The 25,486-nt window shown below is 57.1% G+C and carries 27 protein-coding genes and 1 tRNA gene; 19 read left to right on the top strand and 9 right to left on the bottom strand.

The features are described 5' to 3' along the window. Positions 1 to 442 precede the first annotated feature (442 nt). Positions 443 to 1,885, top strand: coding sequence for a chromosomal replication initiator protein DnaA (gene dnaA / locus ACN0WX_RS04600; RefSeq protein WP_417621095.1), 1,443 nt, complete (start codon positions 443 to 445; stop codon positions 1,883 to 1,885). 12 nt (positions 1,886 to 1,897) lie between these two features. On the opposite strand, the gene ACN0WX_RS04595 is transcribed toward dnaA, so the two are convergent. The 3 genes from ACN0WX_RS04595 to mutM form a co-directional block, all read right to left on the bottom strand. After that, on the bottom strand, positions 1,898 to 2,563 hold the full coding sequence (locus tag ACN0WX_RS04595) for a DUF4136 domain-containing protein (protein ID WP_417621094.1): 666 nt from the start codon (positions 2,561 to 2,563) through the stop codon (positions 1,898 to 1,900). A gap of 269 nt (positions 2,564 to 2,832) precedes the next feature. Beyond that, the gene (rpsT, locus tag ACN0WX_RS04590) at positions 2,833 to 3,093 is read right to left on the bottom strand and encodes a 30S ribosomal protein S20 (protein ID WP_417621093.1); all 261 of its coding nucleotides are present in this window, start codon (positions 3,091 to 3,093) and stop codon (positions 2,833 to 2,835) included. A 111-nt stretch (positions 3,094 to 3,204) separates the two neighbouring features. Further along, on the bottom strand, positions 3,205 to 4,017 hold the full coding sequence (gene mutM / locus ACN0WX_RS04585; protein WP_417621092.1) for a bifunctional DNA-formamidopyrimidine glycosylase/DNA-(apurinic or apyrimidinic site) lyase: 813 nt from the start codon (positions 4,015 to 4,017) through the stop codon (positions 3,205 to 3,207). 105 nt (positions 4,018 to 4,122) lie between these two features. Here mutM and ACN0WX_RS04580 point away from each other — a divergent pair, with 105 nt between their 5' ends. The 9 genes from ACN0WX_RS04580 (at position 4,123) to ACN0WX_RS04540 (ending at position 13,448) form a co-directional block, all read left to right on the top strand. Beyond that, positions 4,123 to 4,863, top strand: a complete 741-nt coding sequence (locus tag ACN0WX_RS04580; RefSeq protein WP_417621091.1) for a class I SAM-dependent methyltransferase — start codon at positions 4,123 to 4,125, stop codon at positions 4,861 to 4,863. Between the two features lie 13 nt (positions 4,864 to 4,876). Continuing rightward, positions 4,877 to 6,430, top strand: a complete 1,554-nt coding sequence (gene ubiB, locus ACN0WX_RS04575; protein WP_417621090.1) for a 2-polyprenylphenol 6-hydroxylase — start codon at positions 4,877 to 4,879, stop codon at positions 6,428 to 6,430. 5 nt (positions 6,431 to 6,435) lie between these two features. Next, on the top strand, positions 6,436 to 7,701 hold the full coding sequence (locus tag ACN0WX_RS04570; protein ID WP_417621089.1) for a bifunctional phosphopantothenoylcysteine decarboxylase/phosphopantothenate synthase: 1,266 nt from the start codon (positions 6,436 to 6,438) through the stop codon (positions 7,699 to 7,701). Continuing rightward, entirely contained in the window at positions 7,701 to 8,147 is a 447-nt protein-coding gene (gene dut / locus ACN0WX_RS04565; protein ID WP_417621088.1) for a dUTP diphosphatase, read from the top strand. The genes ACN0WX_RS04570 and dut overlap by 1 nt, the downstream gene beginning before the upstream one ends. A gap of 36 nt (positions 8,148 to 8,183) precedes the next feature. Then, positions 8,184 to 8,591 (top strand): hypothetical protein, encoded by a 408-nt coding sequence (locus ACN0WX_RS04560; protein ID WP_417621087.1) that lies wholly within the window; start codon positions 8,184 to 8,186, stop codon positions 8,589 to 8,591. Continuing rightward, positions 8,588 to 9,370 carry a HesA/MoeB/ThiF family protein gene (locus ACN0WX_RS04555; RefSeq protein ID WP_417621086.1) on the top strand — a complete coding sequence of 261 codons (783 nt, stop codon included), beginning with the start codon at positions 8,588 to 8,590 and terminating at the stop codon, positions 9,368 to 9,370. Before ACN0WX_RS04560 ends, ACN0WX_RS04555 begins: the two co-directional genes overlap by 4 nt. A gap of 81 nt (positions 9,371 to 9,451) precedes the next feature. Then, on the top strand, positions 9,452 to 9,856 hold the full coding sequence (locus ACN0WX_RS04550) for an MAPEG family protein (protein ID WP_417621085.1): 405 nt from the start codon (positions 9,452 to 9,454) through the stop codon (positions 9,854 to 9,856). A gap of 153 nt (positions 9,857 to 10,009) precedes the next feature. Continuing rightward, on the top strand, positions 10,010 to 10,912 hold the full coding sequence (locus ACN0WX_RS04545) for an ATP-grasp fold amidoligase family protein (protein ID WP_417621084.1): 903 nt from the start codon (positions 10,010 to 10,012) through the stop codon (positions 10,910 to 10,912). Between the two features lie 343 nt (positions 10,913 to 11,255). Further along, positions 11,256 to 13,448, top strand: coding sequence for a catalase (locus tag ACN0WX_RS04540; RefSeq protein ID WP_417621083.1), 2,193 nt, complete (start codon positions 11,256 to 11,258; stop codon positions 13,446 to 13,448). 61 nt (positions 13,449 to 13,509) lie between these two features. Here ACN0WX_RS04540 and ACN0WX_RS04535 read toward each other — a convergent pair whose 3' ends face one another. The 3 genes from ACN0WX_RS04535 to ACN0WX_RS04525 all read right to left on the bottom strand — a co-directional run bounded on the left by ACN0WX_RS04535 (position 13,510) and on the right by ACN0WX_RS04525 (position 14,815). Further along, positions 13,510 to 13,689 carry a hypothetical protein gene (locus tag ACN0WX_RS04535; RefSeq protein ID WP_417621082.1) on the bottom strand — a complete coding sequence of 60 codons (180 nt, stop codon included), beginning with the start codon at positions 13,687 to 13,689 and terminating at the stop codon, positions 13,510 to 13,512. A gap of 78 nt (positions 13,690 to 13,767) precedes the next feature. Then, positions 13,768 to 14,115 (bottom strand): GFA family protein, encoded by a 348-nt coding sequence (locus ACN0WX_RS04530; RefSeq protein ID WP_417621081.1) that lies wholly within the window; start codon positions 14,113 to 14,115, stop codon positions 13,768 to 13,770. Further along, positions 14,108 to 14,815, bottom strand: a complete 708-nt coding sequence (locus ACN0WX_RS04525) for an NAD-dependent deacylase (RefSeq protein WP_417621080.1) — start codon at positions 14,813 to 14,815, stop codon at positions 14,108 to 14,110. Before ACN0WX_RS04525 ends, ACN0WX_RS04530 begins: the two co-directional genes overlap by 8 nt. A 148-nt stretch (positions 14,816 to 14,963) precedes the next feature. Here ACN0WX_RS04525 and dapB point away from each other — a divergent pair, with 148 nt between their 5' ends. Further along, the gene (gene dapB, locus ACN0WX_RS04520) at positions 14,964 to 15,692 is read left to right on the top strand and encodes a 4-hydroxy-tetrahydrodipicolinate reductase (RefSeq protein WP_417621079.1); all 729 of its coding nucleotides are present in this window, start codon (positions 14,964 to 14,966) and stop codon (positions 15,690 to 15,692) included. 46 nt (positions 15,693 to 15,738) lie between these two features. On the opposite strand, the gene ACN0WX_RS04515 is transcribed toward dapB, so the two are convergent. Further along, positions 15,739 to 16,551 carry a LytR/AlgR family response regulator transcription factor gene (locus ACN0WX_RS04515; RefSeq protein WP_417621078.1) on the bottom strand — a complete coding sequence of 271 codons (813 nt, stop codon included), beginning with the start codon at positions 16,549 to 16,551 and terminating at the stop codon, positions 15,739 to 15,741. A 103-nt stretch (positions 16,552 to 16,654) separates the two neighbouring features. On the opposite strand from ACN0WX_RS04515, the gene ACN0WX_RS04510 reads away from it, so the two are divergent. After that, a complete protein-coding gene (locus ACN0WX_RS04510; protein ID WP_417621077.1) occupies positions 16,655 to 17,830 on the top strand; it encodes an acyltransferase family protein in 1,176 nt (391 codons plus the stop codon). A gap of 29 nt (positions 17,831 to 17,859) precedes the next feature. On the opposite strand, the gene ACN0WX_RS04505 is transcribed toward ACN0WX_RS04510, so the two are convergent. After that, complete coding sequence (locus ACN0WX_RS04505) at positions 17,860 to 18,465, bottom strand: hypothetical protein (RefSeq protein WP_417621076.1); 606 nt, start codon at positions 18,463 to 18,465, stop codon at positions 17,860 to 17,862. A 154-nt stretch (positions 18,466 to 18,619) separates the two neighbouring features. Here ACN0WX_RS04505 and ACN0WX_RS04500 point away from each other — a divergent pair, with 154 nt between their 5' ends. From ACN0WX_RS04500 to ACN0WX_RS04470, 7 genes are all read left to right on the top strand, one after another. Further along, on the top strand, positions 18,620 to 18,880 hold the full coding sequence (locus ACN0WX_RS04500) for a hypothetical protein (RefSeq protein WP_417621075.1): 261 nt from the start codon (positions 18,620 to 18,622) through the stop codon (positions 18,878 to 18,880). 5 nt (positions 18,881 to 18,885) lie between these two features. After that, the gene (gene nth, locus ACN0WX_RS04495; RefSeq protein WP_417621074.1) at positions 18,886 to 19,524 is read left to right on the top strand and encodes an endonuclease III; all 639 of its coding nucleotides are present in this window, start codon (positions 18,886 to 18,888) and stop codon (positions 19,522 to 19,524) included. Positions 19,525 to 19,616: 92 nt separating this feature from the next. Beyond that, positions 19,617 to 20,036: a hypothetical protein gene (locus ACN0WX_RS04490; protein ID WP_417621073.1), complete on the top strand. Its 420-nt coding sequence runs from the start codon at positions 19,617 to 19,619 to the stop codon at positions 20,034 to 20,036. A gap of 118 nt (positions 20,037 to 20,154) precedes the next feature. Continuing rightward, positions 20,155 to 20,231: transfer RNA gene (locus tag ACN0WX_RS04485), tRNA-Arg, on the top strand. A gap of 337 nt (positions 20,232 to 20,568) precedes the next feature. Continuing rightward, positions 20,569 to 22,581, top strand: coding sequence for a sensor histidine kinase (locus ACN0WX_RS04480; RefSeq protein ID WP_417621072.1), 2,013 nt, complete (start codon positions 20,569 to 20,571; stop codon positions 22,579 to 22,581). Continuing rightward, positions 22,574 to 23,014 carry a response regulator gene (locus ACN0WX_RS04475; protein ID WP_417621071.1) on the top strand — a complete coding sequence of 147 codons (441 nt, stop codon included), beginning with the start codon at positions 22,574 to 22,576 and terminating at the stop codon, positions 23,012 to 23,014. Before ACN0WX_RS04480 ends, ACN0WX_RS04475 begins: the two co-directional genes overlap by 8 nt. Positions 23,015 to 23,043: 29 nt before the next feature. Further along, the gene (locus ACN0WX_RS04470; RefSeq protein WP_417621070.1) at positions 23,044 to 24,801 is read left to right on the top strand and encodes an EAL domain-containing protein; all 1,758 of its coding nucleotides are present in this window, start codon (positions 23,044 to 23,046) and stop codon (positions 24,799 to 24,801) included. Between the two features lie 27 nt (positions 24,802 to 24,828). Here ACN0WX_RS04470 and ACN0WX_RS04465 read toward each other — a convergent pair whose 3' ends face one another. After that, positions 24,829 to 25,461 (bottom strand): TetR/AcrR family transcriptional regulator, encoded by a 633-nt coding sequence (locus ACN0WX_RS04465; protein ID WP_417621069.1) that lies wholly within the window; start codon positions 25,459 to 25,461, stop codon positions 24,829 to 24,831. Positions 25,462 to 25,486 lie beyond the last annotated feature (25 nt).

Here is a 25,486-nt window from a genome sequence, read left to right as displayed (position 1 = left end):
CAACATGGCACTTATTGAATCTGCCGAACCAAACCACAATGGTTAATTGATGACGGGCAGGAATCTTAGCTGACTCCGCGATTCGGCACCTATACCCTATTATCCACAGGATATTATCTAAATATAACAGTATCTTACGATCTAATTTAGAAAAAACTGAGGGTTGTCGCTGTCAATAGAAATATTTCATTTTTTTTACGGCCCCGCCCTTGCTCGACTCGGTCAGACGGGCTTACTAACGACTCTTGGCTGGTGGCCGCAGATGTAATTTGCAGGCCTCACATAAAAATGAAACGGATCGTTGAAAACGCGTTTTCAACATGAGGATTTTTGCGCCTGAATGATTCCCATGGCTGGGGGTGTTTGACAATCGGGCGTTTGGAATCTGCAGTCGGGTATCGGTGCTGTTGGAATACGGGCCGAAAGTTGGGGTTGTCGGGGAATGTTAGTGAACAAGAGCGTATCAAATCAAGCTGGTCAATTGCCGGAAGCAAAGTCGGCTGTGTCCGATAATATTTCGGCAGATTTGCAAGATATCTGGCAAAAAATATGTGCCGGATTGCGCCGGGACTTGGGAGCGCAGATTTTTGGTCAGTGGATCAAGCCCCTCAAACTCTCTGCTTTTGATTCGAACACCGGAACGTTGCTGCTGATCCTGCCTTCGGAATTTGCCGCCAATTGGGTCCGAGATCGCTATGCCGAACGCTTGCTCTTGGCGTGGAAAACGCATTGTCCCGAAGTGAGAAACCTTGCTCTTCAAGCCCAATCCGGGGCCGCAAAAATCGCTCAGGCCTCGCCGCTCAACGGTGCCAACGCCGTCGTCACGCCGAGCCAGCACAATATTGCGCCTGAAAGCAAATTTCGTCTCGATCTTGACCCCAGAATGACTTTTGACCAATTTGTCGCTGGTCATTCGAACGTTCTGGCGCTCAATGCCGCACAGCGGACGGCTGCTGCTGAGAAACCGCTGTTCTGTCCGCTATATCTTCAGTCTTCGACCGGTCAGGGAAAAAGTCATTTGATGCATGCCATAGGCCATGCATTTCGGGAAGAGTTTCCGGCCTCGACCATCATTTATATGTCGGCCGAACGGTTCATGATCGAATTTGTTTCAGCCATGCGCCGCAATGAGGGTATGGAATTCAAGGCATCGCTGCGCGAAGCCGATCTGCTGATGATTGATGACATCCAGTTCATCGTCGGGAAAAATTCAACCCAGGAAGAATTTCTGCACACGGTCGATTCGCTGATCAGCCAGGGCAAACGCGTTGTCGTGGCAGCCGACCGCCCTCCGCAAGCGCTTGATGGTGTCGACCAGCGTCTGTTGTCGCGCCTGTCGATGGGGCTCGTCGCCGACATCCAGTCCGCCGGCCTCGAGCTGCGCCGCGATATTCTCAAACACCGCCTCGCTACCATGCCGCACCAGCAGGTATCAGAAGAGGTTGTTGAATTTCTCGCCCGCACCATCAGCCGGAACTTGCGCGAGCTGGAAGGTGGCCTCAACAAGTTGCTGGCCTATGCGCAACTCACCGGTCGCGAGATCAGCCGGGAACTGGCCGAAGAGCAATTGTCGGATATATTGAGCGCCTGTCGCCGCCGAATCACAATCGACGAAATCCAGCGTACAGTCTGTGAATATTATCGGCTCGACCGCAACGAGATGTCGTCAAAACGTCGCGCGCGCGCCGTTGCCCGGCCACGCCAGGTTGCCATGTATCTTGCAAAGGTGATGACCCCGCGCAGCTATCCGGAAATCGGACGAAAATTCGGCGGTCGTGACCACAGCACCGTTATCCACGCGGTCAAGCTGGTCGAGCAATTGCGCGGCGAAGACAGTGAAATGGATAATGATGTCCGGATGTTGCTCCGCCAGCTCGAAAGCTAGGCGGAAGCCACATTATTTTTTCTCGGGAGCCACCGAAATCCGCACTCGCTCTCCGCTATTCCCGGGGAAATCGGTGAACATCGCTTCGACCAGATTGGGAACAAGATAGGTCAGGTTTTTGGAGCGCGAAAGCGCTTCCGCCTTGCCTTCGAACAAACGTTTGCCATCGGCAGAACGATCAATCTTCAAGTCCAGCTCCGATGTGTAAACGGTAAAACTGCGGACTCCGCCATAGCCGGAGAATCCGTAGCCACCAAAAAGGAAGGGATCGTTGAAGCCGTAGCGATAATTGTAGCGGCTATAGTAGCCGCGACCGTATAAACCGCTACGGGGCAAGAAGGGATCATAGTCGGCGACTATTTTTTCCCGCCCTTTGTCGACATCATAGTCCAGGCTGACGATCAGCTGCGCCGTCGCCGGATCATCGCTCCGCTGATAACCAAGATCGAGCATTCGCTGCTCCACCAGCATTGCATATTGACCAAACTCCAAGCCTCCCGAAAGGTCAGGATCAGCGGCGACCACCGCAAAGCTCTGGCCGGTGGTATCAGGCAGCGCGACAAAACGCTGAACATCTGCGCGAAAGGGAGTGGCACAGGCCCCCAGAGTCAGCACGGCAAGCGGTGCAATTAGCGAAAGCCCTTTTCGGTTGAAGCCAAGCTTGGCGAAAACAGTCATATTTCTTCCTTCAAATTATCCACCATCTTAAACCGGACTATAAGCAAACCGGGCTGAACCGGCTTTGAACGGCGACGGATCGACATGTGCCGGACAGCTTGCCCCCTTTCACGCCAGCGGCACAAGGGAAAACGGGTCCGCGATCCGGTCGATCGAATGTCTGGAATAGGCTTGATCCGCCGAATTTCGGGGACAGGATGCGAATCAGACACCCAAAAGAAAACCCGCCACAATCGGACGGGTTTTTCTGTGTAACGCTGGTGGGCCGTTTACAATGCAGCAACCTGCTTGGTCAGACGGCTGAATTTCCGCGATGCTGTATTCTTGTGATACAGGCCCTTGGACACACCGCGCGCCAGTTCTGGCTGCACAGCCTTGAGGGCTGCTACTGCCACATCCTTGTCACCGGCTTCAACGGCAGCATCGACGGCCTTGATCTTCGTACGAATCTGGCTCAGGCGATTCTTGTTGATCGCGGTGCGGCGCGTGTTGCGACGGATACGTTTTTTTGCTTGCGGCGTATTAGCCATGAAAAACCCTCAAAATCTGAAATTAAATGCCGAAATTTCTATATAGGCTCCGGCTCAAGACGGCGGCCAATAGCGTGACAGCCGATTCCCGTCAATAGCTTAGTGAAACGCTTATTTCTGGCATTTCGAACAGTAAAAGGTAGACCGCCCACTGTCGACTCGGCGTTTCACGGTTGCACCGCAATGACAGGCCAGACCTTCACGGCCGTAAACCAGCCAGTCCTTGGCAAAATAGCCCAGTTCGCCGTCCGGTTGCGCATAGTCGCGCAGCGTCGAGCCGCCGGCAGCAATGGCAGCGGTCAAAACCTGTTTTATCGCGGTCACGAGCTGCTCGTAACGTGGCTTCGAAATGGAACCACCCCGCTTGCGCGGGGATATGCCCGCCATATGCAGCGCTTCGCACACATAGATATTGCCGAGTCCCGCAACGGTGCGCTGATCGAGCAGCAGCTGCTTGATCGGCGCCTTGCGATCCCTGGTGGCGGCTTTCAGATAGGCACCGGTAAAATCATCTCCCAATGGTTCCGGCCCCATGGCGGCAAACGCCTTATAACTGTCCAGCGTCTCTATGCGCACCAGATCCAGCGAACCAAAACGGCGCGGATCATTGAGTACCATCCGATGGCCAGCCTCCGTCTCAATGAGCAAATGGTCGTGTTTTTCCAGCTCGGCCGGATCGATGCGCCAGCGCCCCGACATGCCGAGATGAAAGATCATGACATCACCGCGATCGGTCTCGACCAGCCCGTATTTCGCCCGTCGACTCAACGCCGTCACGACCGAGCCGGTCATGCGCTGCCGCAAATCGACGGGAATCGGCCAGCGCAAGTCGGCGCGGCGCGGCTCGACCAGAGTCAGGCGCTGCCCTTCCAGCACCGGGCGCAAACCGGCTATGGTCGTTTCCACTTCTGGTAGCTCCGGCATGAGGGTCCTTCTCGCTTACGGTCAAACGGGCAGCTACAGAGTGATTGCAGTGCTGCCAAGGCTCGTCTACTTGGGATTTCCAAGATTAAGCAACACGGGCAAAAAATGGCAATCGAAAGTAAAACCGTCTCCTTCGGCTATGAAGAAGTCGACGAGAGCGAAAAAGTCGGCAGGGTCGGTGCAGTCTTTTCCAGCGTTGCTTCCAAATATGACGTTATGAATGACGCCATGAGTGCCGGCACCCACCGCCTGTGGAAAGACCGGTTCGTGCGCCGCGTCAAACCGCGGGCAGGAGAAACTATTCTCGACATGGCCGGAGGGACCGGTGACATCGCCTTTCGTATGGTCGACAGCGGAGCCGATATCACGGTTGCTGATATCAATGCCGACATGCTGGCCGAAGGCGTTCAGCGCGCGCTGAAGCGTGACGAGACCCGGCTGGTCTGGAGCGAGCAGAATGCGGAGCAGTTAAAGTTCCCGGATGCCCATTTCGATGCCTATACGATTGTGTTCGGCATCCGCAATGTCACCCATATCGACAAAGCCCTGGCCGAAGCCTATCGCGTGCTGAAATATGGCGGGCGTTTCTATTGCATGGAATTTTCACAAACCAGATGGCCCGGCTTTGACAAAGTCTATGAAACCTATTCCCACCATATCCTGCCAAAAGTCGGCAAGGCGGTGGCGAATGACGAGGCCAGCTATCGCTATCTAGCCGAATCGATTGCGAAATTTCCACCGATGGAAGAATTTCGCACTATGATTAAGACCGCAGGCTTCAGCCAGACGAAAGTCGAGCCGTTGATGGGTGGTCTTGTCGCTATTCACAGCGGCTGGAAAGTCTGAGCAACTTTATCCGATGACCAAAGCCCGCACTCATATTTTTCGCCTGCTCAAATGGGGCCGCACGCTCGCCAAACATGGTGCGCTGCGCGATCTGGAAAAGCATAAAGCCACGCCGCCGCAGGTCCGCCGCCTCTTCCGGATCGCCCGACTGGGAACGATCCAGCCGAAGGAACCCAACTATTCGGCTGCACTGCAGGCCATTGGCCCGGCGGCGATCAAGCTCGGCCAGACACTGGCAACCCGGCCCGATATCATCGGCGAAGCTGCAGCGCGCGATCTGTTGCAGTTGCAGGACAGCCTGCCGCCCGTACCCTTTGAACAAATCCGCGATGAAATTGAACTCAGCCTCGGCAAACCGGTCGAGGAATTATACAGCCACATCGACCCTGAACCCGTGGGAGCGGCCTCGATCGCCCAGGTCCATCGTGCGACCACGCCGGATGGTACCGATGTTGCGGTCAAGGTGCTCCGCCCCGGCATTATCAAGAAATTTACCCGAGATATTGAAACCTACGAATGGGCAGCAGCGCATCTCGAGGCCTTGGGAGGCGAGGCGAAACGTCTCCGTCCGCAACTGGTAATCGCCAATTTTCGCCGCTGGACCATGCGCGAGCTGGACCTTCGACGCGAGGCGGCCAGTGCTTCGGAACTGGCAGAACATATGGCCCAGGTCGATCAATATGAGATTCCGGCCATCGACTGGGACCGGACATCAGGCCGGGTTCTGACGCTCGACTGGGTCGACGGCATCAAAATATCGGACCGTGAGGGACTGATCGCAGCGGGCCACGATCTTGATGCAATTGCAAGCCGACTCGTCCACACTTTCCTCAAGCAGGCGATCGCGGCCGGCTATTTCCACGCTGACATGCACCAGGGCAATCTCTTCGTGAAAGCGGACGGCACGATTGTCGCCATCGATTTCGGCATCATGGGACGGATCAACAAGAAAGCCCGCTTCTGGCTGGCGGAGATTCTCTACGGCCTGACCACGGGGAATTACAAACGTGTCGCGGAAATCCATTTTGAAGCGCAATATGTCCCGGATCATCACAGTATGGAGGATTTCGCCACGGCCTTGCGCGCGGTCGGCGAGCCGATGCGCGGGAAGCCGGTCAGCGAATTGTCGGTCGGTGATATGCTCGACGGACTGTTCGCGATCACCCGCGATTTCGACATGGAGACCCAGCCGCATCTGCTGCTGTTGCAAAAGACGATGGTGATGGTCGAAGGCATTGCCACCGACCTCAACCCGACGATCAATATGTGGGATGCCAGCGGACCTTATGTGAAAGAGTGGATCCGCGGCGAACTGGGCCCGGAAGCAGCCATTGCCGACCGGATCAATGCCGACGTCGATACGCTGCTACTGCTCCCAGACATTGTCCGGCGGCTGGATCAGCAGCTGCCGCGCAAGGGCGGCGCACCTCCTCCGCCGCCGGTAGCCGATGTGGAACTCATCTGGGAGAAACGATCAAAGCGCCAGGGTGGTGGATTCTGGCGCTATGCGCTAACCGTTATCGTGGCTGCCGGGGCTGGTGCTGCGGCGGTTTGGATGTGGGGGTAGGTGCTGTGACCAAACATATACTTCTGATCATCGGCGGCGGCATCGCTGCCTATAAGGCCAGCGAACTCATCCGGCTGATTAAGAAGTCCGGCATGACGGTCCGCTGTGTGCTCACCGAGTCTGGGGCGCAATTTGTTACACCGATGACGCTGGCAGCGCTGTCCGAAAATGAAGTGCATACAACGTTATGGAGCCTGAAAGACGAGGCCGAGATGGGCCATATCCAGCTCAGCCGCGAAGCCGATCTGGTGGTCGTGTGTCCGGCCACCGCCAACCTGCTGGCCAAAATGGCAGGTGGAATTGCCGATGATCTGGCGACAACCCTTCTCCTCGCAACCGATACACCGGTGATGGTGGTTCCGGCGATGAATGTGCGGATGTGGGACCACCCAGCAACCCAGCGCAATATCAAGCAGCTTGCAGCAGATGGCATTATCGTGGTGGAGCCCGATAAAGGCTCTATGGCGTGCGGCGAATTTGGCCCGGGCCGTTTGCCGGCACCGGAGGCGGTGATGGCGGAAATTGCACAGCGCCTTGGCCCTGACGCCGACGGAGCTGGTTGGGGCAATGGGAATGAACTGGGCTCCAACCCTCTGGACGGTCAACCCGCCTTCGCCCCCGATAAGCATCGACCGCTGCGCGGCAAGCATGTCCTTGTCACCGCAGGTCCGACACACGAACCGATCGACCCGGTGCGCTACATCGCAAACCGCTCTTCCGGGCGTCAGGGCTTTGCCATTGCCGCTGCTGCCGCCGAGGCTGGCGCGCAAGTGACCCTGGTGGCCGGCCCGGTACATTTGACCACACCGGCAGGGGTCATGCGGATCGATGTCGAGACTGCGGTTGAGATGGAAAAGGCGGTGCACGACGCCCTGCCGGCCGATGTCGCGATCATGGTGGCCGCCGTTGCCGACTGGCGCGCGGACAGCCAGTCCGGGCAGAAGATAAAGAAAAAAGGCACGGCACCCGCACCACTCAAACTGACCGAAAATCCGGATATATTGGCTGGCCTCGCACGGCACAAGCAACGCCCCGATCTGCTCATAGGCTTTGCCGCCGAAACCCAGAAAATCGTCGAACATGCCAGGGCAAAGCTCGACAAGAAAGCCTGCGACTGGATCGTAGCCAATGATGTATCGGGAGACGTGATGGGCGGTTCGGACAATAGCGTCCATATCATCACCAGAGACGGCAACGAAATCTGGGAGCGAATGCCCAAACCGGAAGTTGCACAGCGTCTCATTGCCAAAATCAGCAAGGAAATATCCTGATGTTCGAACCCGTTGATATTGCCGTCAAACGGCTCGATCATGCCGGTGACCTGCCGCTGCCTTCTTATGAAACCAGCGGCTCGGCTGGCATGGATGTTCGCGCGGCGGAGGCTCTGACCATCGCGCCTTCGAAACGGGGCTTGGTCGGGACGGGTTTCGCGTTCGCCATTCCGGAGGGCTACGAAATCCAGGTGCGGCCGCGCTCCGGCCTTGCCCTGAAAAACGGCATTGGTGTGCCCAATTCACCGGGCACGATCGACAGCGATTATCGCGGCGAACTGAAGGTCATTCTGATCAATCACGGCGAAGAGGAGTTCGTCATCCAGCGCGGCGACCGTATCGCGCAGATCATCGTCGCGCCGGTTCAGCGCGGCATTCTTGTTGAAGTGGATGATCTGGACGAGACGCAGAGGGGGTCTGGCGGTTTCGGCTCGACTGGCGTATAGCTTGAGCCCGATATCCATTATATAAAAGGTCCGGTGATGATCAATATTATAGCTGCCATCGCTTTATCAGGGGCTAGCGCTTCCGCCGAGGACATTGAAATCAAGTCCTTATCCGCCGATTTTTATAATCTCGAACTGGCCCAGTTTGAGAAAAAGCTGCCCGTTCTCGAACGGCATGAAAAACAAGCGGAACGGATCGCCAAGAAGGCCGATTGCAAGCTGACGACAGATATTGGCTGGGTGCATGCGCGGGTCGATGTTGCGCTTGAAGTGTCCCCGACCGGCAAAGTTACAAAAGTTGTCCCGGTAGATACCGGTTGTCGGCCGCTGGAAGCCTATGTCATTGCCCATCTGACCAAATATGCCGGGCATGATGGCGCGGTCAAACGCACGGGTGACCAGAAATGGTATCGTCAGGCGATCACCTTCCGCTGGCCTGAATGAGCCCACTCACCGACGAACAGCTTGACCGCTATGCCCGTCATATCGTGCTTCGCGATATTGGCGGGGCGGGCCAGAAGAAGATTCTTGACGGTCACATTCTGATCGTTGGTGCCGGCGGCATTGGCTGCCCGGCGATCCAGTATCTCGCAGCCGCCGGAATCGGTGCCTTGACCATCATGGACGATGATGTCGTGTCGCTCTCCAACCTGCAACGGCAGGTTCTGTTCAGCGAGAATGATATTGGTAAAGCGAAAGTGGAAGTTGCCAAAGTTGCCGCGCAACATATCAACCCGGATGTCAAGGTAATTCCAATAAATCAAAGACTTACCGCGCAACATCTGCCTGCCGACGCCGCAGCATTTTTCGCGCCCTTTGACGCGATTATCGACGGGTCGGACAATTACCAGACCCGGCTGCTGGTTTCCGATCTGTCGGTCGAGCATCAGCTTCCCCTCGTATCTGCGGCCATTGGCCAGTTCCAGGGCCAGCTCGCTACGTTCCGCGGCTGGGAGGAGGACAAGCCCTGCTACCGCTGTTTCGTCGGTGACGCGCTCGACCCCGAAGATTGCGACAATTGCAGCGAAGTTGGCGTATTGGGCGCAATGGTGGGACTGATGGGCAGCTTCGCGGCGATGGAAGCGATCCGGGTGATCACCGGCTTTGGCCAGGACCCGGCCGGCAAGCTCCAGCTTTTCGACGGCCTCGCCCCCTCGATGCGCAGCATCAACCTGCCCAAGGACCCGCATTGCAAAAGCTGCGGTACGCCAACCACCGCGTGACGTCCGGGCCCGTCCGGCAGAGCGAGATTTGCCATCTCTTCGAAATTGCCTAAGAATGCCCAAAAATCAGGGAGGACCATCATGACATTACCGGTAACCGGCCTCGCCGCCGCAATTTGCGCCTTGCTGCTGATCTATTGTGCTTATGCCACGGTCAAGGTCCGCATCGCCAGCCAGATCGGGTTTGGCGATGGCGACAATCCCGATCTGCTGGCCGCGCGGCGCACCCATGCCAATCTGTCGGAACATGCACCGGTCTTCCTGATCATGCTGGCCGTCCTCGAGCTGGCCAACGCCCACCATCTCGGCCTCACCGCCATTGCTGCCATTTTCCTGATCGGACGGGTCGCGCATATCGTCGGCATGAACCAGCATCACAAGGGCGGCTCCCCGCGCCTGCGCCAAATTGGCGTGATCGCGACATGGTTCACCACGATCGCGCTGGCGCTATGGATTCTGTACCTGTTCGCAACCCGGCATATCTAGTTCCGGCCACTGCCTCGCGCAGCCAGCAGCTGACGCACGGCTGAAGAAATAGTGCAACTTCTGTTGCCGTCCCGCGTATAGGGATAAGGAAATTTCGACCCCGGGACGGCAATTTTCCGCTTCTCTGAACGTGGATGGATCACGAACTCAAACATGCCAAATTCGTATCGCGCAAAAGTCCCGCTGAAAGCATTGTTGCGTATCAATCTGACCTATTTTTTCCGCCACGGCCGATTGCCCAAGCTTGCCACGCCAGACAAATTTACGGAACTGGTACAAAGGCGCAAATTGCGGGACCGCAATCCATTATACCCGGTTCTGGCGGACAAGCTAATGGTCAAGAAAATCGTCGCCGATCAGATTGGTGACGAATGGATCACGCCGACATTGTGGAGCGGAACCCGGCTTCCCGAAAAACCGCTCTGGCCCTATCCGTTCGTGGTCAAGGCGCGACATGGCTGCAATCAGATCGCTTTTGTGACATCCCCCGATGACGACTGGCCGAAAATCAAATCAACCGCCGAGGCATGGCTGGGGAAAGTCTATGGCCGATGGCTCGACGAATGGGTCTACAAGCATATTCCCCATGGCATTCTCGTCGAACCATTTATCGGCCAGAGCAACGTCGTTCCGGTCGACTATAAATTTTATGTGTTCAACGGCGAGGTTGCATTCATTCAGGTGCATCTCGACCGCGAGCATAATCATCGGTGGATATTGTTTGACCGCCATTGGCGCAGGGTTTCAGCCGCCACTGACGATGGTGATCCGACACCGCCAGGGTCGTTGAAGAGCATGATAGCGGCGGCGGAAAAATTGGGCGACAATATCGATTTCGTCCGGGTGGATCTTTATGAGGCGAACGGATTGCCCGTCTTCGGAGAGTTGACATTCTATCCGGGGTCGGGACTGGATCCGTTCAATCCCGTTAGCCTTGATAAAATCATCGGCGAACAATGGCTCAAGGCGGCAGACGAATTGACCGGGAAAAGGCCACTGGTTCAATTCGCTCCACCGACAGCCTGCCCGGAACAGAATATGGCGGCGACGACCTGATCGGGGCATATCCAGATTTCCGGTTGGAAATCGCAGATATAGTTTGCGCGTCCATCCCGGGTTAGACCACCAGGCCGCAGCCGCATTGTCCTATCGCCAGTCTTCTACGCCGCCCGGAGGATAAGAAGGATGGTCGCAAATATAGATCATAAATAGCCCGAGGATAATGGCGAAGAAATTCGCTTAATCATGATCGATTAAGGAGCAGGGTCCGGCCGGGATTTACGAAACTTTCGTGCGCGCCGGAATGCGCAATTCCAAAATATTTTCAGGAACCAAAATTACTATGGGCCGTTCTCTCTTCGCAACGCAACGGATGCGACCGCAGCCAGAGGAGCGAAACATGACCAATAAAAAATCTTCCCCCAAGCCGAAACAACAATCAGCTTCGAGCAGCCCTGCCCTCGACAATATGCTGCACGATATCCAGCCCGGCAGCGGGCGAACCGAATTTACCGACGAACAGCGAGACACGGGCGGCGAAACCCATCAACATATCGGGTCGGATGCGGATCATGGCGACGCGGTTGCCCACCTGACCGACAATTTCGGCCACAGAATTTCCGACAATCAGAACAGCCTCAAATCCGGCGCGCGGGGCCCCAGCCTGCTGGAGGATTTCGTGCTCCGCGAAAAAATCTTTCATTTCGACCATGAGCGTATCCCCGAGCGCATCGTTCATGCGCGGGGTTCCGGCGCGCATGGCGTGTTCGAGGTAACCGAAGCCATCCCGGAATTGACGAAAGCCGCCCTGTTCCAAAAGAAGGGAAATAGCTGTCCGCTATTCGTCCGCTTTTCAACGGTTGCTGGCTCCAAGGGGTCTAAGGACACGCCGCGCGACGTTCGCGGATTCGCGGTGAAATTTTATACGGAAGCCGGAAATTGGGACCTGGTCGGCAATAATATGGCACCGTTTTTCATTCAGGACGCGATCAAATTTCCCGATCTCATTCATTCGGTCAAGCCGGAAGCCGATCGCGGATTTCCGCAAGCGGCTTCTGCCCATGATACATTCTGGGACTTCATCAGCCTGATGCCGGAAAGCATGCACATGATAATGTGGGCAATGTCTGACCGCGCGCTCCCCCGCAGCCTGCGGATGATGGAAGGCTTTGGCGTGCACACGTTCCGTTTTGTCAACGCCGACGGCGAAGGAACATTTGTCAAGTTCCACTGGAAACCGGTGCTGGGCATGCAGTCCACGACCTGGGATGAAGCGGTCAAGATTTCCGGAGCCGATCCCGATTATCACCGTCGCGACCTGCACGAAGCCATCGCCGCAGGAGACTTTCCTGAATGGGAACTGGGCATCCAGACATTTGACGAGCAATGGGCAGCCAAGCAGCCTTATGACGTGCTCGACGCGACCAAATTGATACCGGAAGAAGAAATCCCGGTTCGTATCATCGGTAAAATGACGCTCAACCGGAACCCGGACAATTTCTTTGCCGAAACCGAGCAGGCTGCGTTCCTGCCAACCAATGTCATCCCGGGCATTGATTTTTCGAATGATCCCCTGCTCCAGGGACGGTTGTTCAGCTATCTGGATACGCAGAAATCCCGTCTCGGCACGACAAATTTCCATCAGATTCCGATCAACGCGCCGAAATGTCCGATGCACAATTTCGAGCGCGATGGCTTGATGCAGACGATGGTCCCGACCGGGCGCGCCAATTATGAACCCAATAGCCTCGCGCAGGCAGGTGAAGATGGGGGCCCGCGCGAATGCCCGGAAACCGGCTTCACCTCATTCCGGGAAAATGCCGAGCGCAACGACCCGACCGAGAAAGTCCGGGCGCGGGGTGAGCTGTTTGCCGATCACTTTAGCCAGGCCCGGATGTTCTATCATTCCCAGACCAATAACGAACAGGCGCATATCGCCTCCGCCATTGTCTTTGAACTCTCGAAAGTCTCGCTGGACCATGTTCGCGAACGCGTCGTCGCCCAGCTGAGAAATGTCGATGCGGATCTGGCCAAGCGTGTGGCCAAGGGCCTGGCGATTGACTTGCCCGAGGCGGAGAAACCGGCGCGCAAGCCGGTTGATCTCGGTACATCCAACGCTCTGTCCATTCAGAAAAATGCCAAGGATATGTTGAAAGGCCGAAAAGTCGGAATCCTGTTCGCTGAAGGTTCGGACAAGAAGACCATCGACCAGTTGACAAAAGCGATTGAGGCCAAGGGCGGCTCCGCAATGTTGATCGCGCCCAAAGTCGGGGCAACCAAGGTTGCCGGTGGATCTGTCGAAGCCGACGGACAGCTGGCAGGTACGCCGTCGGTTCTCCTCGATGCTGTCGCTCTGGTTCTCACCGAGGAGGCTGCCAAGAAACTGACCACGGACAGCGCGGCAATCGACTTTGTCTGTGATGCCTGGGCCCATCTAAAGGCCATTGGCCATGACGAGGGTGCTCTGGCTTTGCTCGATCATTGCCACGTGCCAACCGATGCAGATGGCGTCTCCGCCACCGACGCATCATTTGTCGAAAATGCGGCAACACGTTTCTATGATCGAGAGCCCGACGTGCGTGATCTTGCATGATATAGGAAGAAGCTTGCTGGCTGGATGATCGCGCGATCATCCAGTCGGCGGCAGACAAAACTCAACGCTTCTTGGCGATTTTCAACTTGTCCGCCTTGGCCCGTTTCCGGATCGATTCTTCGCTGCGGGTCAGCGCCTTGGAAATCGCCTTGAGCGTCATTCCCTTTTTTGCAAAGGCATGAAGCTTCTGGATCTCTTCGCTGGTCCAGACTTGTTTGTGGCGTTCAAAATGGTCTTTCATGAATCTTGGCCTAGCAGATTATCGCGGCGGCGCACCCGAATATCGTGGTGGCTTCGGGGACGGAGAGCGGACGCCCGGCTAGTAGCTTGCCCCATCCACTGTGTGTACCGGCAGATGCCGCCAGTCGGCGCAGTCGAACATCCGCATGTTCACCCCCATCCGGTCGGGCGGCGCGGTGAGCGGGGTCCAGTGGGTGTGTGCGCCACAGATTTTGCAATTCCACGTGGTGATCATCCTGTCGCCCTGGACATAGGGGTTCAGCGCGCCCGGTTGCGCTTCGACCGTCACTTCATCGGGATGCCAATAGCCACCAATCCAGCCGGTCTTGGAGCATAAAGAGCAATTGCACCGGGTCACTTGTTCGGGCGGAGCCGGGACCGTGATCCGCACTGCGCCGCAATGGCAACTGCCCTCCAATTCAGACATTCTGCAAAATCTCTTCAACCCAGTCGGGCACCAGTTCCCCCGCCCTGCCCATCCGGCTTTCGTGGAAATGGAAACTGCCCTCGGACGGATCGAGATTCATTTCCAGCGTGCGCGCGCCATAGTGCCGTGCGGTCTGGACAAATCCGGCTGCGGGATAGACCGCGCCCGATGTGCCGATCGATACGAACAGGTCGCAGCGGGCCAGCGCCTGCTCAATCCGCTCCATCTGATAGGGCATTTCGCCGAACCAGACGATATCAGGACGCAGACAGCCGGGCTGACCACATTGGGGACAGGGTGGCTCGGTCGCCATCACCCCGTCAAAGGGCGACCGGGCATCGCAGGCCAGACACCAGGCGCTGTTCAACTCGCCGTGCATATGGAGCAGATGTTTGGAACCCGCCCGATCGTGCAGATCATCGACATTTTGGGTGACCAGCAGCAGGTCGCCCGGCCAAGCCGCGTCTAGTTTCGCGAGAGCCTGATGCGCGGCATTGGGGTGGACGGTCCTGAGCTTCGCGCGCCGCTCGTCGTAGAATTTCTGCACCAGAGCGGGATCGCGGAAAAAGGCCTCGGGCGTGGCGACATCCTCGACCCGATGCCCCTCCCACAGACCATCCGGCCCACGAAACGTGGCGACACCGCTTTCGGCACTGATCCCTGCACCGGTGAGGATGACGATATTTCGAATATCTTTCATGAGGCCCACCATAACCGTTCGCTTCGAGCGAAGTCGAGAAGCATGTGGGGGGCGCGGGCCGGAAATTTTATCCCAGCGTGTCTCGACTTCGCTCGACACGAACGGCTAGAGAGTATTTCAGAACACGACCAAATACAGGGACCGGAAAATGACAGCCATCGGGATTATCGGCAGCAAGGGCCGCATGGGACAGGCGCTGGTCGCGGCGATCGAGGAAGCGGGCCATAGCCATGCCGGCGGGGCGGATCAGGGCGATGATGTGACGGCATTGGTCGGCGCAAGTGATGTGCTGGTCGATTTCTCTTCCCCGAAGGCGTTGCAGGCGACGCTCGATGCCTGCGTTGCAGCGAACACAGCCATCGTTATCGGCACCACCGGACTGGAGGCAGCGCATCACGCCGCTATCGACCAGGCGGCAACCAAGATTCCCGTCTTGCAAACCGGCAACACCTCGCTCGGCGTCAATATGCTGGCGGCGCTGGTCGAGCAGGCGGCGAGCAGGCTGGGCGATGACTGGGATATCGAGATTGTCGAAATGCACCATCGGCACAAGGTTGACGCTCCCAGCGGCACGGCGAAACTATTGGGCGAAGCAGCGGCGCGCGGACGCGGCATTGACCTCGCCAGCCAAAGCGAAAGCGGCCGCGACGGCATTACCGGGGCGCGGGCCAAAGGCGCGATCGGTTTCGCGGCGTTGCGCGGCGGATCGGTCGCCGGCGATCACACGGTCATATTGGCAAGCGATGAGGAACGGATCGAGCTGACCCATCGGGCGGAGAACCGGATGATTTTTGCCCGGGGCGCGGTGAAGGCGGCTGGCTGGCTGGTCGGACAACGTGCTGGCCGTTATGGAATGGACGGGGTTTTGGGGTTTTGAGCGTGCCGACCCGTTAAACCGGCGGCATAATCCAATGTCCGTCGTTTCAGCCTGTCAGTTGCGTACGATAGCGCCGGCTGCCGGAAACGGTGCGACCATCGAGCAGGGATATCTCCAGATCGCCGGATCGCGTTGGCGTCAGCGCGGCGATTTTGGTTCGGTTCACCAGCCGCGACCGGTGCACGCGGACAAAGCCCTGCGCAATCAGCCGTGCTTCCCACGATGCCAGCGTTCCGCGTATCAAATGCGATTTTGCTGCGGTGTGAAACTCAACATAATTGCCGGCGGCTTCAACATGGCTAATCTCGTCCGAGGACAGGAAAATCGTCGCGCCACCATCTTGCAGCTTGATCCTGGCCTCGGCGGGCGGCGATGACGCGAACCGGTTACGCTCGGCGATATAATCGAACATCCAGTAGGTCGCCGCGATCGCGGCATAGACCAGAACATCCTTGCGCCATTCATAGAGCCAGGTGATCGCTACACCGTCGTCGAAGAATCCGTAGCGCGCGCCGAACAGCTTGTATGCCGTCTCGCGGGTCACGAAGATGAAGCATATATGGGCAAATGCAAAGGGAATGGTCAGCCCCAGATGGGTGATGGCAAAAACAGGAAGATTGCCGGATTGAAGCGGCCATCGTCGCATTGCATAGCCGATGAACGGCGCGAGACCGACGATGATGATCGCGCTGGTCCCCTCCCACAATATCGGTTCGATCCAGTGCGCTCCGGCGCCGTCGATAATGTCGGAAGTCGCATTGACGAAGGTCAGCACCAAAGTGACGAGAAGGATGGCCAGCCAGGGCCGCCATTCGGCCCGGATCCAGCCGCTCGCCCCTATTTTGCCGCCTTTTGTCACTGCGAAATTCCCGTTCGTCCCCGCTGCCCGCCTTGTACGGCTTAGCTATAGGCGGGCGGCTCTGCAGGCGCAAGAACGCGGGATGCAAGGAGGCATACCCGCCATGACCACCCGCCGATACGATCTCGACTGGCTTCGCATCATCGCTTTTGCGCTGCTGATATTCTATCACTGCGGCATGTTTTACGTGACCTGGGACTGGCACGTAAAATCGCGCTTCGCCAGCGATACGATCGAACCACTGATGCTGCTGACCAGTCCCTGGCGGCTCTCGCTGCTCTTCGTCATCGCCGGTGCCGCCACCCGTTTCATGGCGGACAAAATGAGCGTCGGGTCATTCGTCGCGATCCGCATGCGCCGGCTCTGGCCGCCGTTGCTGCTGGCCATTTTGGTGATCGTTCCGCCGCAGGTCTATTTCGAAATTGTCGAGGCCTTGCAGGGAGCCAACGGACTGGCGCCCGGTCATAGCGATTGGCTGGACGATTTTTACCGCAAATATATCACCGCTTCAGGACATTGGTGCGATGCCGACGGCTGCCTGATCACACCAACCTACAATCATATGTGGTTTGTAGCCTATCTGATACTCTACACTCTGGCGCTCACATTGATTTTGCCGCTGCTTCGCAGAATACCAAAGGTGGTCAGCGGGCTGACCGCAGGTCCGTTGCTGATCCTTGTGCCCTGGCTTTACCTGACCCTTTTGCGCCTTGCGCTATTTCCGGTTTTTGGCGAAAGCCACGATTTCCGGAACGATTGGTATTTACACAGTGTCTATTTCAGCCTGTTCCTGTTCGGCTTTGCCGTTGCCAAAAATCAGGCCTTCTTCGACCGCTGCGTAAGGGTGCGGTGGGTCGCCCTCGCCCTTGCGCTGCTCTCCTGGGCGGCGCTGGTGGTCTATGATGATGCTTATGCTGCAGGGATTGATCCGCCCGGGTGGCTTCGGGCTGTGACGCTCAGCGTACGGGAGCTGGACGCCTGGTGCGCGATCATCGCAGCAATCGGTCTGGCGCACCGCCACCTGAGCGGTTGCGACGGGCCTGTGCGCCGGATGCTCACGCAAGCCATCTTCCCCTTCTATCTGATCCACCAGACGATCATTGTCGTCGCCGGTCACTATCTCGACCAACTGGCGTTGCCGGTCGCTATCGAAGCGCCTTTACTGATCGCGATGACAGCATTGGGATGTTGGCTTTTCTTTGATCTGGGACGACGGATATCTTTCCTGCGCGTCTGGATTGGCTTGCCTCCAACAGGCGGTACACAGCCAGCAAGATGACGGTTTAGCCAAAGCATTGCACCGGCTTTTCAGCTGCCGGCGAGCACCGGCAGATCGTCTGGCGCGCCACGGGCGGGAATCTTGTGCGCGTCCATTGCGATGCGGCTCGGTTCCATCACATTGTCGCTAGTCCTGATAAGCCGGGCGGCAGGCTGCACTTCTGATTCCGGCGCGGCCATCACCGCGCCGACATCGATCGGCTGGTAATCCTTCCTGTCCATCGCGCCATCCCCGACATGCTCGTCATTGCGGTGTTCATCGCTGCCAAAATTCTGCTCGTTCCAGGCCTGCAATTTTTCCAGCCTTGTCCGCTCGATCTTGCGCGCGGGTTCCTCTGGCATCAAAATGCGCGCGCCCTTTTCATATCTGCCAATTTCATAACTGGCAGCCCTATATTCGGCGGTATATCCGCGGCCCTGGGCGCGAACCGGCCCGACATGCGTCCTTCTCGTCTGATAAGCATTTTGCCCGAGCGCATAGCGTTCGACCGGATCCGCGGGAGGAGGGACAGAAAGCCGGGGATGCATCGATTGCTCGGTGACGTGGCCCAGAGCCAGTCCCGACATCACAGCCACCGAAACTGCGATCGTGGTATAAGAAAAAAAATCCGTCAGCGTCTCTTTGCGATTCCCCATAGACCAAATACGCGCCGCATTCCGATTCGTTCCAAATTGGATGCAAGTCCATGGAATTGTTGCGGGATTGCCGCATCAGTAAGGGATCCCGAATATCCTGCACCAATTGCACGCCCCGCTTGCCAAGCGCCACCGGACCCAATAGGCCAGCACCATGGATTTTGATGACCAGTTGCAACGCTATTTCGGCACCGCCGACCTTTCCGCAATCCAACCGGAGACGATGGAAGCTGGCATCGAACATATGCGCGTCGACTTTGGCCTGGAACAGGATCGCGGGCGCCGTTTTGCTCTATGGACGGTGCTCTATATGCTTGGCAGCCCGCTCGACCTGGATAGCGCCTTCGAGGACGAAGCGGACCGGAACTCGGCGCGGGACTTCATGGATATGATGGACCGGGTTCAAGGCGGCTGAGCCTCATGAAAAAAGCCGATATCTTCGAATTTTATTCCCGCCTCGCCGCCGACAATCCGGCGCCCGAGACCGAGCTCAATTTTGGCAACACCTATCAGCTGGTGGTCGCCGTCGCTCTCTCCGCGCAGTCGACCGATATCGGGGTCAACAAGGCAACGCGGCAACTGTTCGCCGAGGTGAAGACGCCGCAGCAAATGGTCGATCTCGGACTCGACGGGCTGAAGGAACATATCAAGACGATCGGACTCTATAATACCAAAGCGAAAAATGTCATCGCATTGTCGGAAATGCTGATCGCCGAATATGGCGGCGAGGTCCCGGCAGATCGCGACGCGCTGGTCAGGCTGCCCGGGGTCGGTCGCAAGACCGCCAATGTCGTGATGAACAGCGCCTTTGGCGCGGAGACATTCGCGGTCGACACGCATATTTTCCGGGTCGGCAACCGCACCGGTCTGGCCCCTGGCAAGACGGTGCTGGCGGTCGAGAAGAAGCTGGAAAAGCAGACGCCGGCCCCGTTCCGCGTCCACGCCCATCACTGGCTGATCCTGCACGGGCGCTATATCTGCAAGGCGCGCAAGCCCGAATGCTGGCGCTGTCCGGTGGCCGATTTGTGCCGCTACAAGAAAAAGACACCGGCACCCTGAATACGGATTATTCCGTATCACGGACCATTCAGATTTGCGTCATGAAGGTCATGTTACAAATATAATCGTCGTCGAATCATCGGAGAGAACCCATGCGCATCCTTGCTCCAGTCCTGATCACAGCTTTTCTTGCCACTAGTGGTTGCGCCGCAACCGGTACGGAAATGTCCGGCAAATCCTCCGCCGATGACAATTATGTGATCAAGAAAATCGGCGAGCCGAAAAGCTGTATCATGCGCTCAAGCATCCGGTCGACCAAGGTGATTGATGACCAGACGATCGACTTCAAGATGAACAATGGCGATATCTATCGCAACAATCTGCCCAGCAGATGCAGCGGTCTCGGTTTCGAGGAGGCCTTTTCCTACAAGACCTCGACCAACCAGCTTTGCAGCGTCGATATCATCCACGTGCTTGACCAGACTTCCGGCAGAATCGAACCCGGCATGGCATGCGGCCTGGGCAAATTCCAGAAAATCGAGAAAATTCGCAAGGATAAAAGCGGGGACTAGCCACTGTCCGGGTGACCGATTGCTATCTGATTGACCGCTATTTAATTGACGGGTCAACTATTTGGTTGGCAATGCGGCAATCGCGCTGCTAAACGCCCTCCCGGCGACACACGCCCCGGCACCCGTAGCTCAGCTGGATAGAGCGCTGCCCTCCGAAGGCAGAGGCCAGAGGTTCGAATCCTCTCGGGTGCGCCATGATTCTGGATATTCCCGGCGTCTGACAAAACTTCCACCCCAGGGTCCAGTGCCTCGCCTTTCCGTCAAGTGCAGTGCGGTCGCCGCGAATAGCGGCGCCTTCCGGTGACAACGGGCATTTGCGAGCAAAGCCCATGTGACCGACATGTCGATCGAGAAATTGCGACAGGGCGAACGGACCGATGCGGCCTGGCCTGGCGCAAATATTTGAATGCAGTGGATAAAACTACAAAATCAGCCAACAGCATGAATAAGAAATTAACCTTTCTGATACCAATTGTCGTCCAAGAGAGTCTCCGGAAAAACAATAGTGGTTGTCAAAGTGATGAATATGCCAATGCTCGCAGAATCCAAGATTGAGGGCCTGAACGAAACTATACCAGATTTGACACCATCAGCAGGGCGAACACCGGCGGTGCCGTTCCGATTTAGCATTGCACGCAAGATCACTCTACTCACAACAATCATTGTGACACTGACGATGATTATCGTCGCATTCTACGTTTATCGCAACGCGACCAACCAACTGATGGAGCGTGAATCCAGTCGTCTTAGCACCTCGATTGTCTCCGCCAAGGCGAAGCTCGCCGATCGGATCAAATTCGCACGCGAAGATGCCAGCTTCCTGTCTGAAACTCCCGCTGTCCACGGAATTTCCCGCGCGCTGGGAAATGGCGGGATCGACCCTGTCAGCGGCTTGCCGCAAGCGGAGTGGGAACGGCGTCTTTCGGCAAATTTTGCTTCGATGCTCGAAAGTCGGCCGGCATATTTTCAGCTACGCTATATCGGGATCGCCGACGGCGGCCGCGAAATTGTCCGGGTCGAGCTCAATGAGGCCGGCGAAATCATACGGACTCCTGCCGGGCAGCTGCAACAGAAAGCCGATCTCGGCTTCTTTCAGCAGACAGCGCAGCTTTCCAGCGACGATGTCTATATTTCCGAATTCGAACTTAACAATGAGTTCGGAAAAGCGCAGCACGAGCGACCCGTTTTTCGGGCGGCGACACCCGTAACAGACCGGGATGGTGTGGTACGCGGCATGGTCGTCGTGAATGCTGACGCGCGCTTCCTGTCGGATCTGGTTGGCAAAGAGGTTCTGGATAGCGGCTCATTCATTGCGACCAATCAGGCGGGAGACTATATCGCCCATCCTGACGCCGCCAAGACCTTCGGGTTCGATCTGGGAACCCGCCATCGTCTGCAGGATGACATTCCCGAGCTTGCTGGCGTGGTCACCGGTGGTCAGCCGGATTATTCCGGCGTGGTCACGACAAATGAGGGTAAAATGCTCGTCGTTGCCAGCCGCGTATACCCCTATGAGCATGAGGCCGGGCGCCATCTGGTGCTGGCTACGAGGCATGATTATGATTCTCTCGTCGGAATGCGTCCGATCGAACGAATTGATTTCATCATTCTGGCCCTCATACTGGTATTGGGCAGTGCAGTGCTCGCCATGCTCTTTGCGCGTGCAATCGTGAAACCGCTCCATGCGCTAACCGCTGCGTCGGGCCACATCGCTGACGGCAATACCCGGGTCAATATCAGATCCGCCAAACGGCGCACCGATGAAATCGGCGCCTTGGCGCGGGCATTCCAGATCATGATGGAACGGGTCGAGCAGCGCGAGCAGGAAGTTTCCGCCAAGGCCGAGGAACTGGCACGGTCCAATGAAGAGCTCTCGCAATTTGCCTATGTTGCATCGCATGACCTTCAGGAGCCCTTGCGCATGGTCGGGAGCTATCTGGGCCTGATCGTCCGGCGCTATGGCGACACACTGGACGGTGAGGCCAAGGAATTTATTACATTTGCGGTGGACGGTGCCGAACGGATGAAGCGCCTGATCAACGACCTGCTCGGCTATTCGCGGGTCAGCAACCGGCCACTGGACATTGAGCCGGTTGATCTTGATGCACTCGTCGGCCGTATAGCGCGGTCTCTAGAGGACGAAACAGCGGACATTGTCGTCGGTCCCTTGCCCCACATCCAGGCTGATTCGGTCCAGATTGAACGACTGTTCCTCAACCTGATCGACAACGCCATCAAATATCGCAGCGAAGAATTGCCAAAAATCCGCATTTCCGCGGAACGCATTGACGAGTATTGGGAGTTCACCGTGGCCGACAATGGCATCGGAATCGAACCGGAATTCGTGCACAAGATTTTCGATATTTTCACGAGATTGCACAGTCGCGAAAAATATCAGGGCACAGGCATCGGACTGGCATCCTGCCGCCGTATTGTCGAGCGGCACGGCGGCACGATTAATGTCGAACCAAACCCGCAAGGCGGATCGATTTTCCGCTTCACACTAGCAGCAACAGACATGAATGAGGAAAAGCAAAATGATTAGATCTGAAGAAGTTCGTCCGCTGGAGATTTTGTTGATCGAAGACAATCCGGCCGATGTCCGGCTCACCAAGGAAGGTCTGAAAGAAGCGAAAATTGCCACCCAGCTAACCGCCATATTGGACGGCAAGCAGGCGCTCGACTTCCTCTTCCGGCGCGGGGAACATGCAAATGCCTCTCGGCCTGACCTCATCCTTCTTGACCTTAACCTGCCTGGTATCGACGGGCGGGAAATACTCAAGCAGGTCAAGGCCAGTCCTGAACTTCGGAGCATTCCTGTTGTGGTGATCACTTCTTCGGAAGCCGAATCCGACATTATCCAGGCATATGATTCCTACGCCAACTGTTTCATTTCGAAACCGATCGATTTTGACGGATTTCTCACCGTCGTGCAATCAATTGAGAATTTCTGGTTCACGGTCGTCAAACTGCCTTGATGGGATAGTGGCAAACACAGGATATCCAGATGATAATTGCTACCAAACAGAGCTTGTCGGTCCTCCTGATCGAAGACAATCCCGGCGACCGCAGGCTCGCCGAGATCGCCCTTCAGGAAGGCAGCCTTGAGGCCAGGCTGTCCTGTGAGGTTAGCAGCGTTGGCACGCTGGCCGACGCGCGGGCATTGCTCTCCGGCAGCCTGAGCCCCTTTGACGCCATTTTGCTCGACCTCGGGCTTCCAGACACGACGGGTTTGAACGGGCTGACTTCGCTGGGGCGGGCATGTCCCGACATACCAATCATCGTTCTCACCGGTAACTCCGATCTTGCGGCCGGGACCGAGGCGCTTAAACAGGGCGCTGCGGATTATCTCGACAAGGCGGACCTCCTGCCCCGGCCTCTGCTGCGCACGATTCAATATGCAATTGAGCGCAAGCAACACGAGGTCGAACTGCTCCGCCTCGCGCAGACTGATCCACTGACCGGGTTGCTCAATCGCCGGACAATGCTGACCCGTATGAGTGATGCGATTGCGAGTTCGCGGGACTCGCAAACCGGCTGTGCAATATGCCTGTTCGATATCGATCATTTCAAGGAAATCAACGACGTCTACGGGCACCGTATCGGCGATAATCTGCTCAAGCAAATTGCCAGTGCGCTTTCCGCCGAACTCGGCAGCGACTATACTTTGGCGCGCTTGGGGGGAGACGAATTTGCCGTGGTTGCCACCGAGCTGGAATCCGCCGAAAGCGTACCCAAAATTGCCTCTCGTGTGATCGCAGTGATCGAATCGATCAGCGTGGATGGCGATGCGCGGGTGGCGGCGAGTGCCAGCGTCGGGGGAGCATCGGATTTTACCGGAGATATCAGCACCGAGGAGCTGCTCGCGCAAGCCGACTTGGCCATGTATAAAGCCAAGGTAAGCCGTCGCGGCTCCTTCAGTCTGTTCGACGACGCCATGAATGCCGAGGCCCAGCAGGCGAATGAAATGCTACGCAACATGCCGTCGGACATAGAGGACGACCGATTCTTTCTGGAATTCCAGCCCATTCTCGATGCTCAGACCCACGAAATCGTGGCCGTCGAAGGGCTCGCGCGCTGGCGCGATCGTAGCGGACAGATGATCTCGCCGGCGGACTTCATCCCGATTGCGGAGAAGTTTGATATCCTGCCGCGCCTTGCCGCAAAACTCCTGGACGATGCCTGCTCACTCATTCGCGCCTGGTCGGACGCCGGCGTACCGGTAGTGCCGGTGTCCCTCAACATTTCCCCGGTGCAGTGCCGCGACCCGCTGTTCGGTCTGCTGGTGCTCGCCGCCCTGACAAAACACCAGGTCCGGCCACACCTGCTCAAGGTCGAGATCACCGAGTCGACGATCATGAACAATCTCGACCAGACCCGCGCCAATCTGGAACTGCTGCGCTCCCGCGGGGTCGGCGTCCATATCGACGACTTCGGCACGGGTTATTCCTCGCTCTCGCTCTTGCGAGATCTCCCGTTCGACACGTTGAAGATTGACCGCAGCTTCATCTGTAACCTCGAGCAGGATGCCGATGCCGGCGCGATCGTCGAGGCCATAATAGCCATGGCGAAACGGCTCGGCTTTCATATCATCGCGGAAGGCGTCGAAACCGAAAGCCAGATGGAGCTCCTGACCAAGCTTGGCGTCGACGCCCTACAGGGCTTTTATTTTTCGAAATCTGTCAGCAGCCAGCGACTGGCTGAATTGCTGCTTGAACAACAGGCGTCGCAAAGCCCCAGGAAACTGGCAACGCGATCAGCATAAGCCTCTCATAAACAGACCCGTCCCGAATTACGGTCGACGCTTGTCCGCGGCAATGCCCCTCGCCAGAAGGCTGTTGGCGATGTCAGCGATCTCGACGGCGGATTTCTCTTCGGTCCAGATGCCGTAGCGCAGACCAAGAAACACATTCATGCCCATGATCGCCCAAGCATGGGCCTCTTCCAGATCGCCGCGAAAATCACCAGTGGCGCTGCCTTCCTGCAACCGTTCATATATACGCTTGGCGGTTGCTTCATAATGTGACCGATAGCTGGCGGGATCGACAAATTCCGCTTCGTCGATGATCCGGTAGATTTCCTTATGCTCGCGGGCAAAGCTCATGAACGCCTCGAGCGCGAGCTTTTCGCGTTCGAGTGCATCCTGCCACTCGGTCATCGCCGACGCGGCATGGCTCTTCACGCGCGCGCTCATGTCCTTGACCAGTGCGCTGAACAACTCGTCCTTCGAATCAAAATAGGTGTAGAAGCTGCCCAGGGCGGTCCCTGCCCGCTGCGTGATCCCGGTGATTGATGCTTCGTGAAAGCCTTTCTCGCCAAATTCCAGCGCTGCAGCGTCGAGCAATTTGCGCTTGGTCCGCAGCCCGCGCGCGGTGCGCGGCTGTTTATCTTTAGACTCAATATGTTCCGAATATTCTGTGGCCATAAGGTCACGGCTAACCCGATTTGAA

The organism is Parasphingorhabdus sp., assembly GCF_048269915.1.
Lineage (GTDB): Bacteria > Pseudomonadota > Alphaproteobacteria > Sphingomonadales > Sphingomonadaceae > Parasphingorhabdus.
This window is presented reverse-complemented; position numbering and strand designations above follow the sequence as displayed.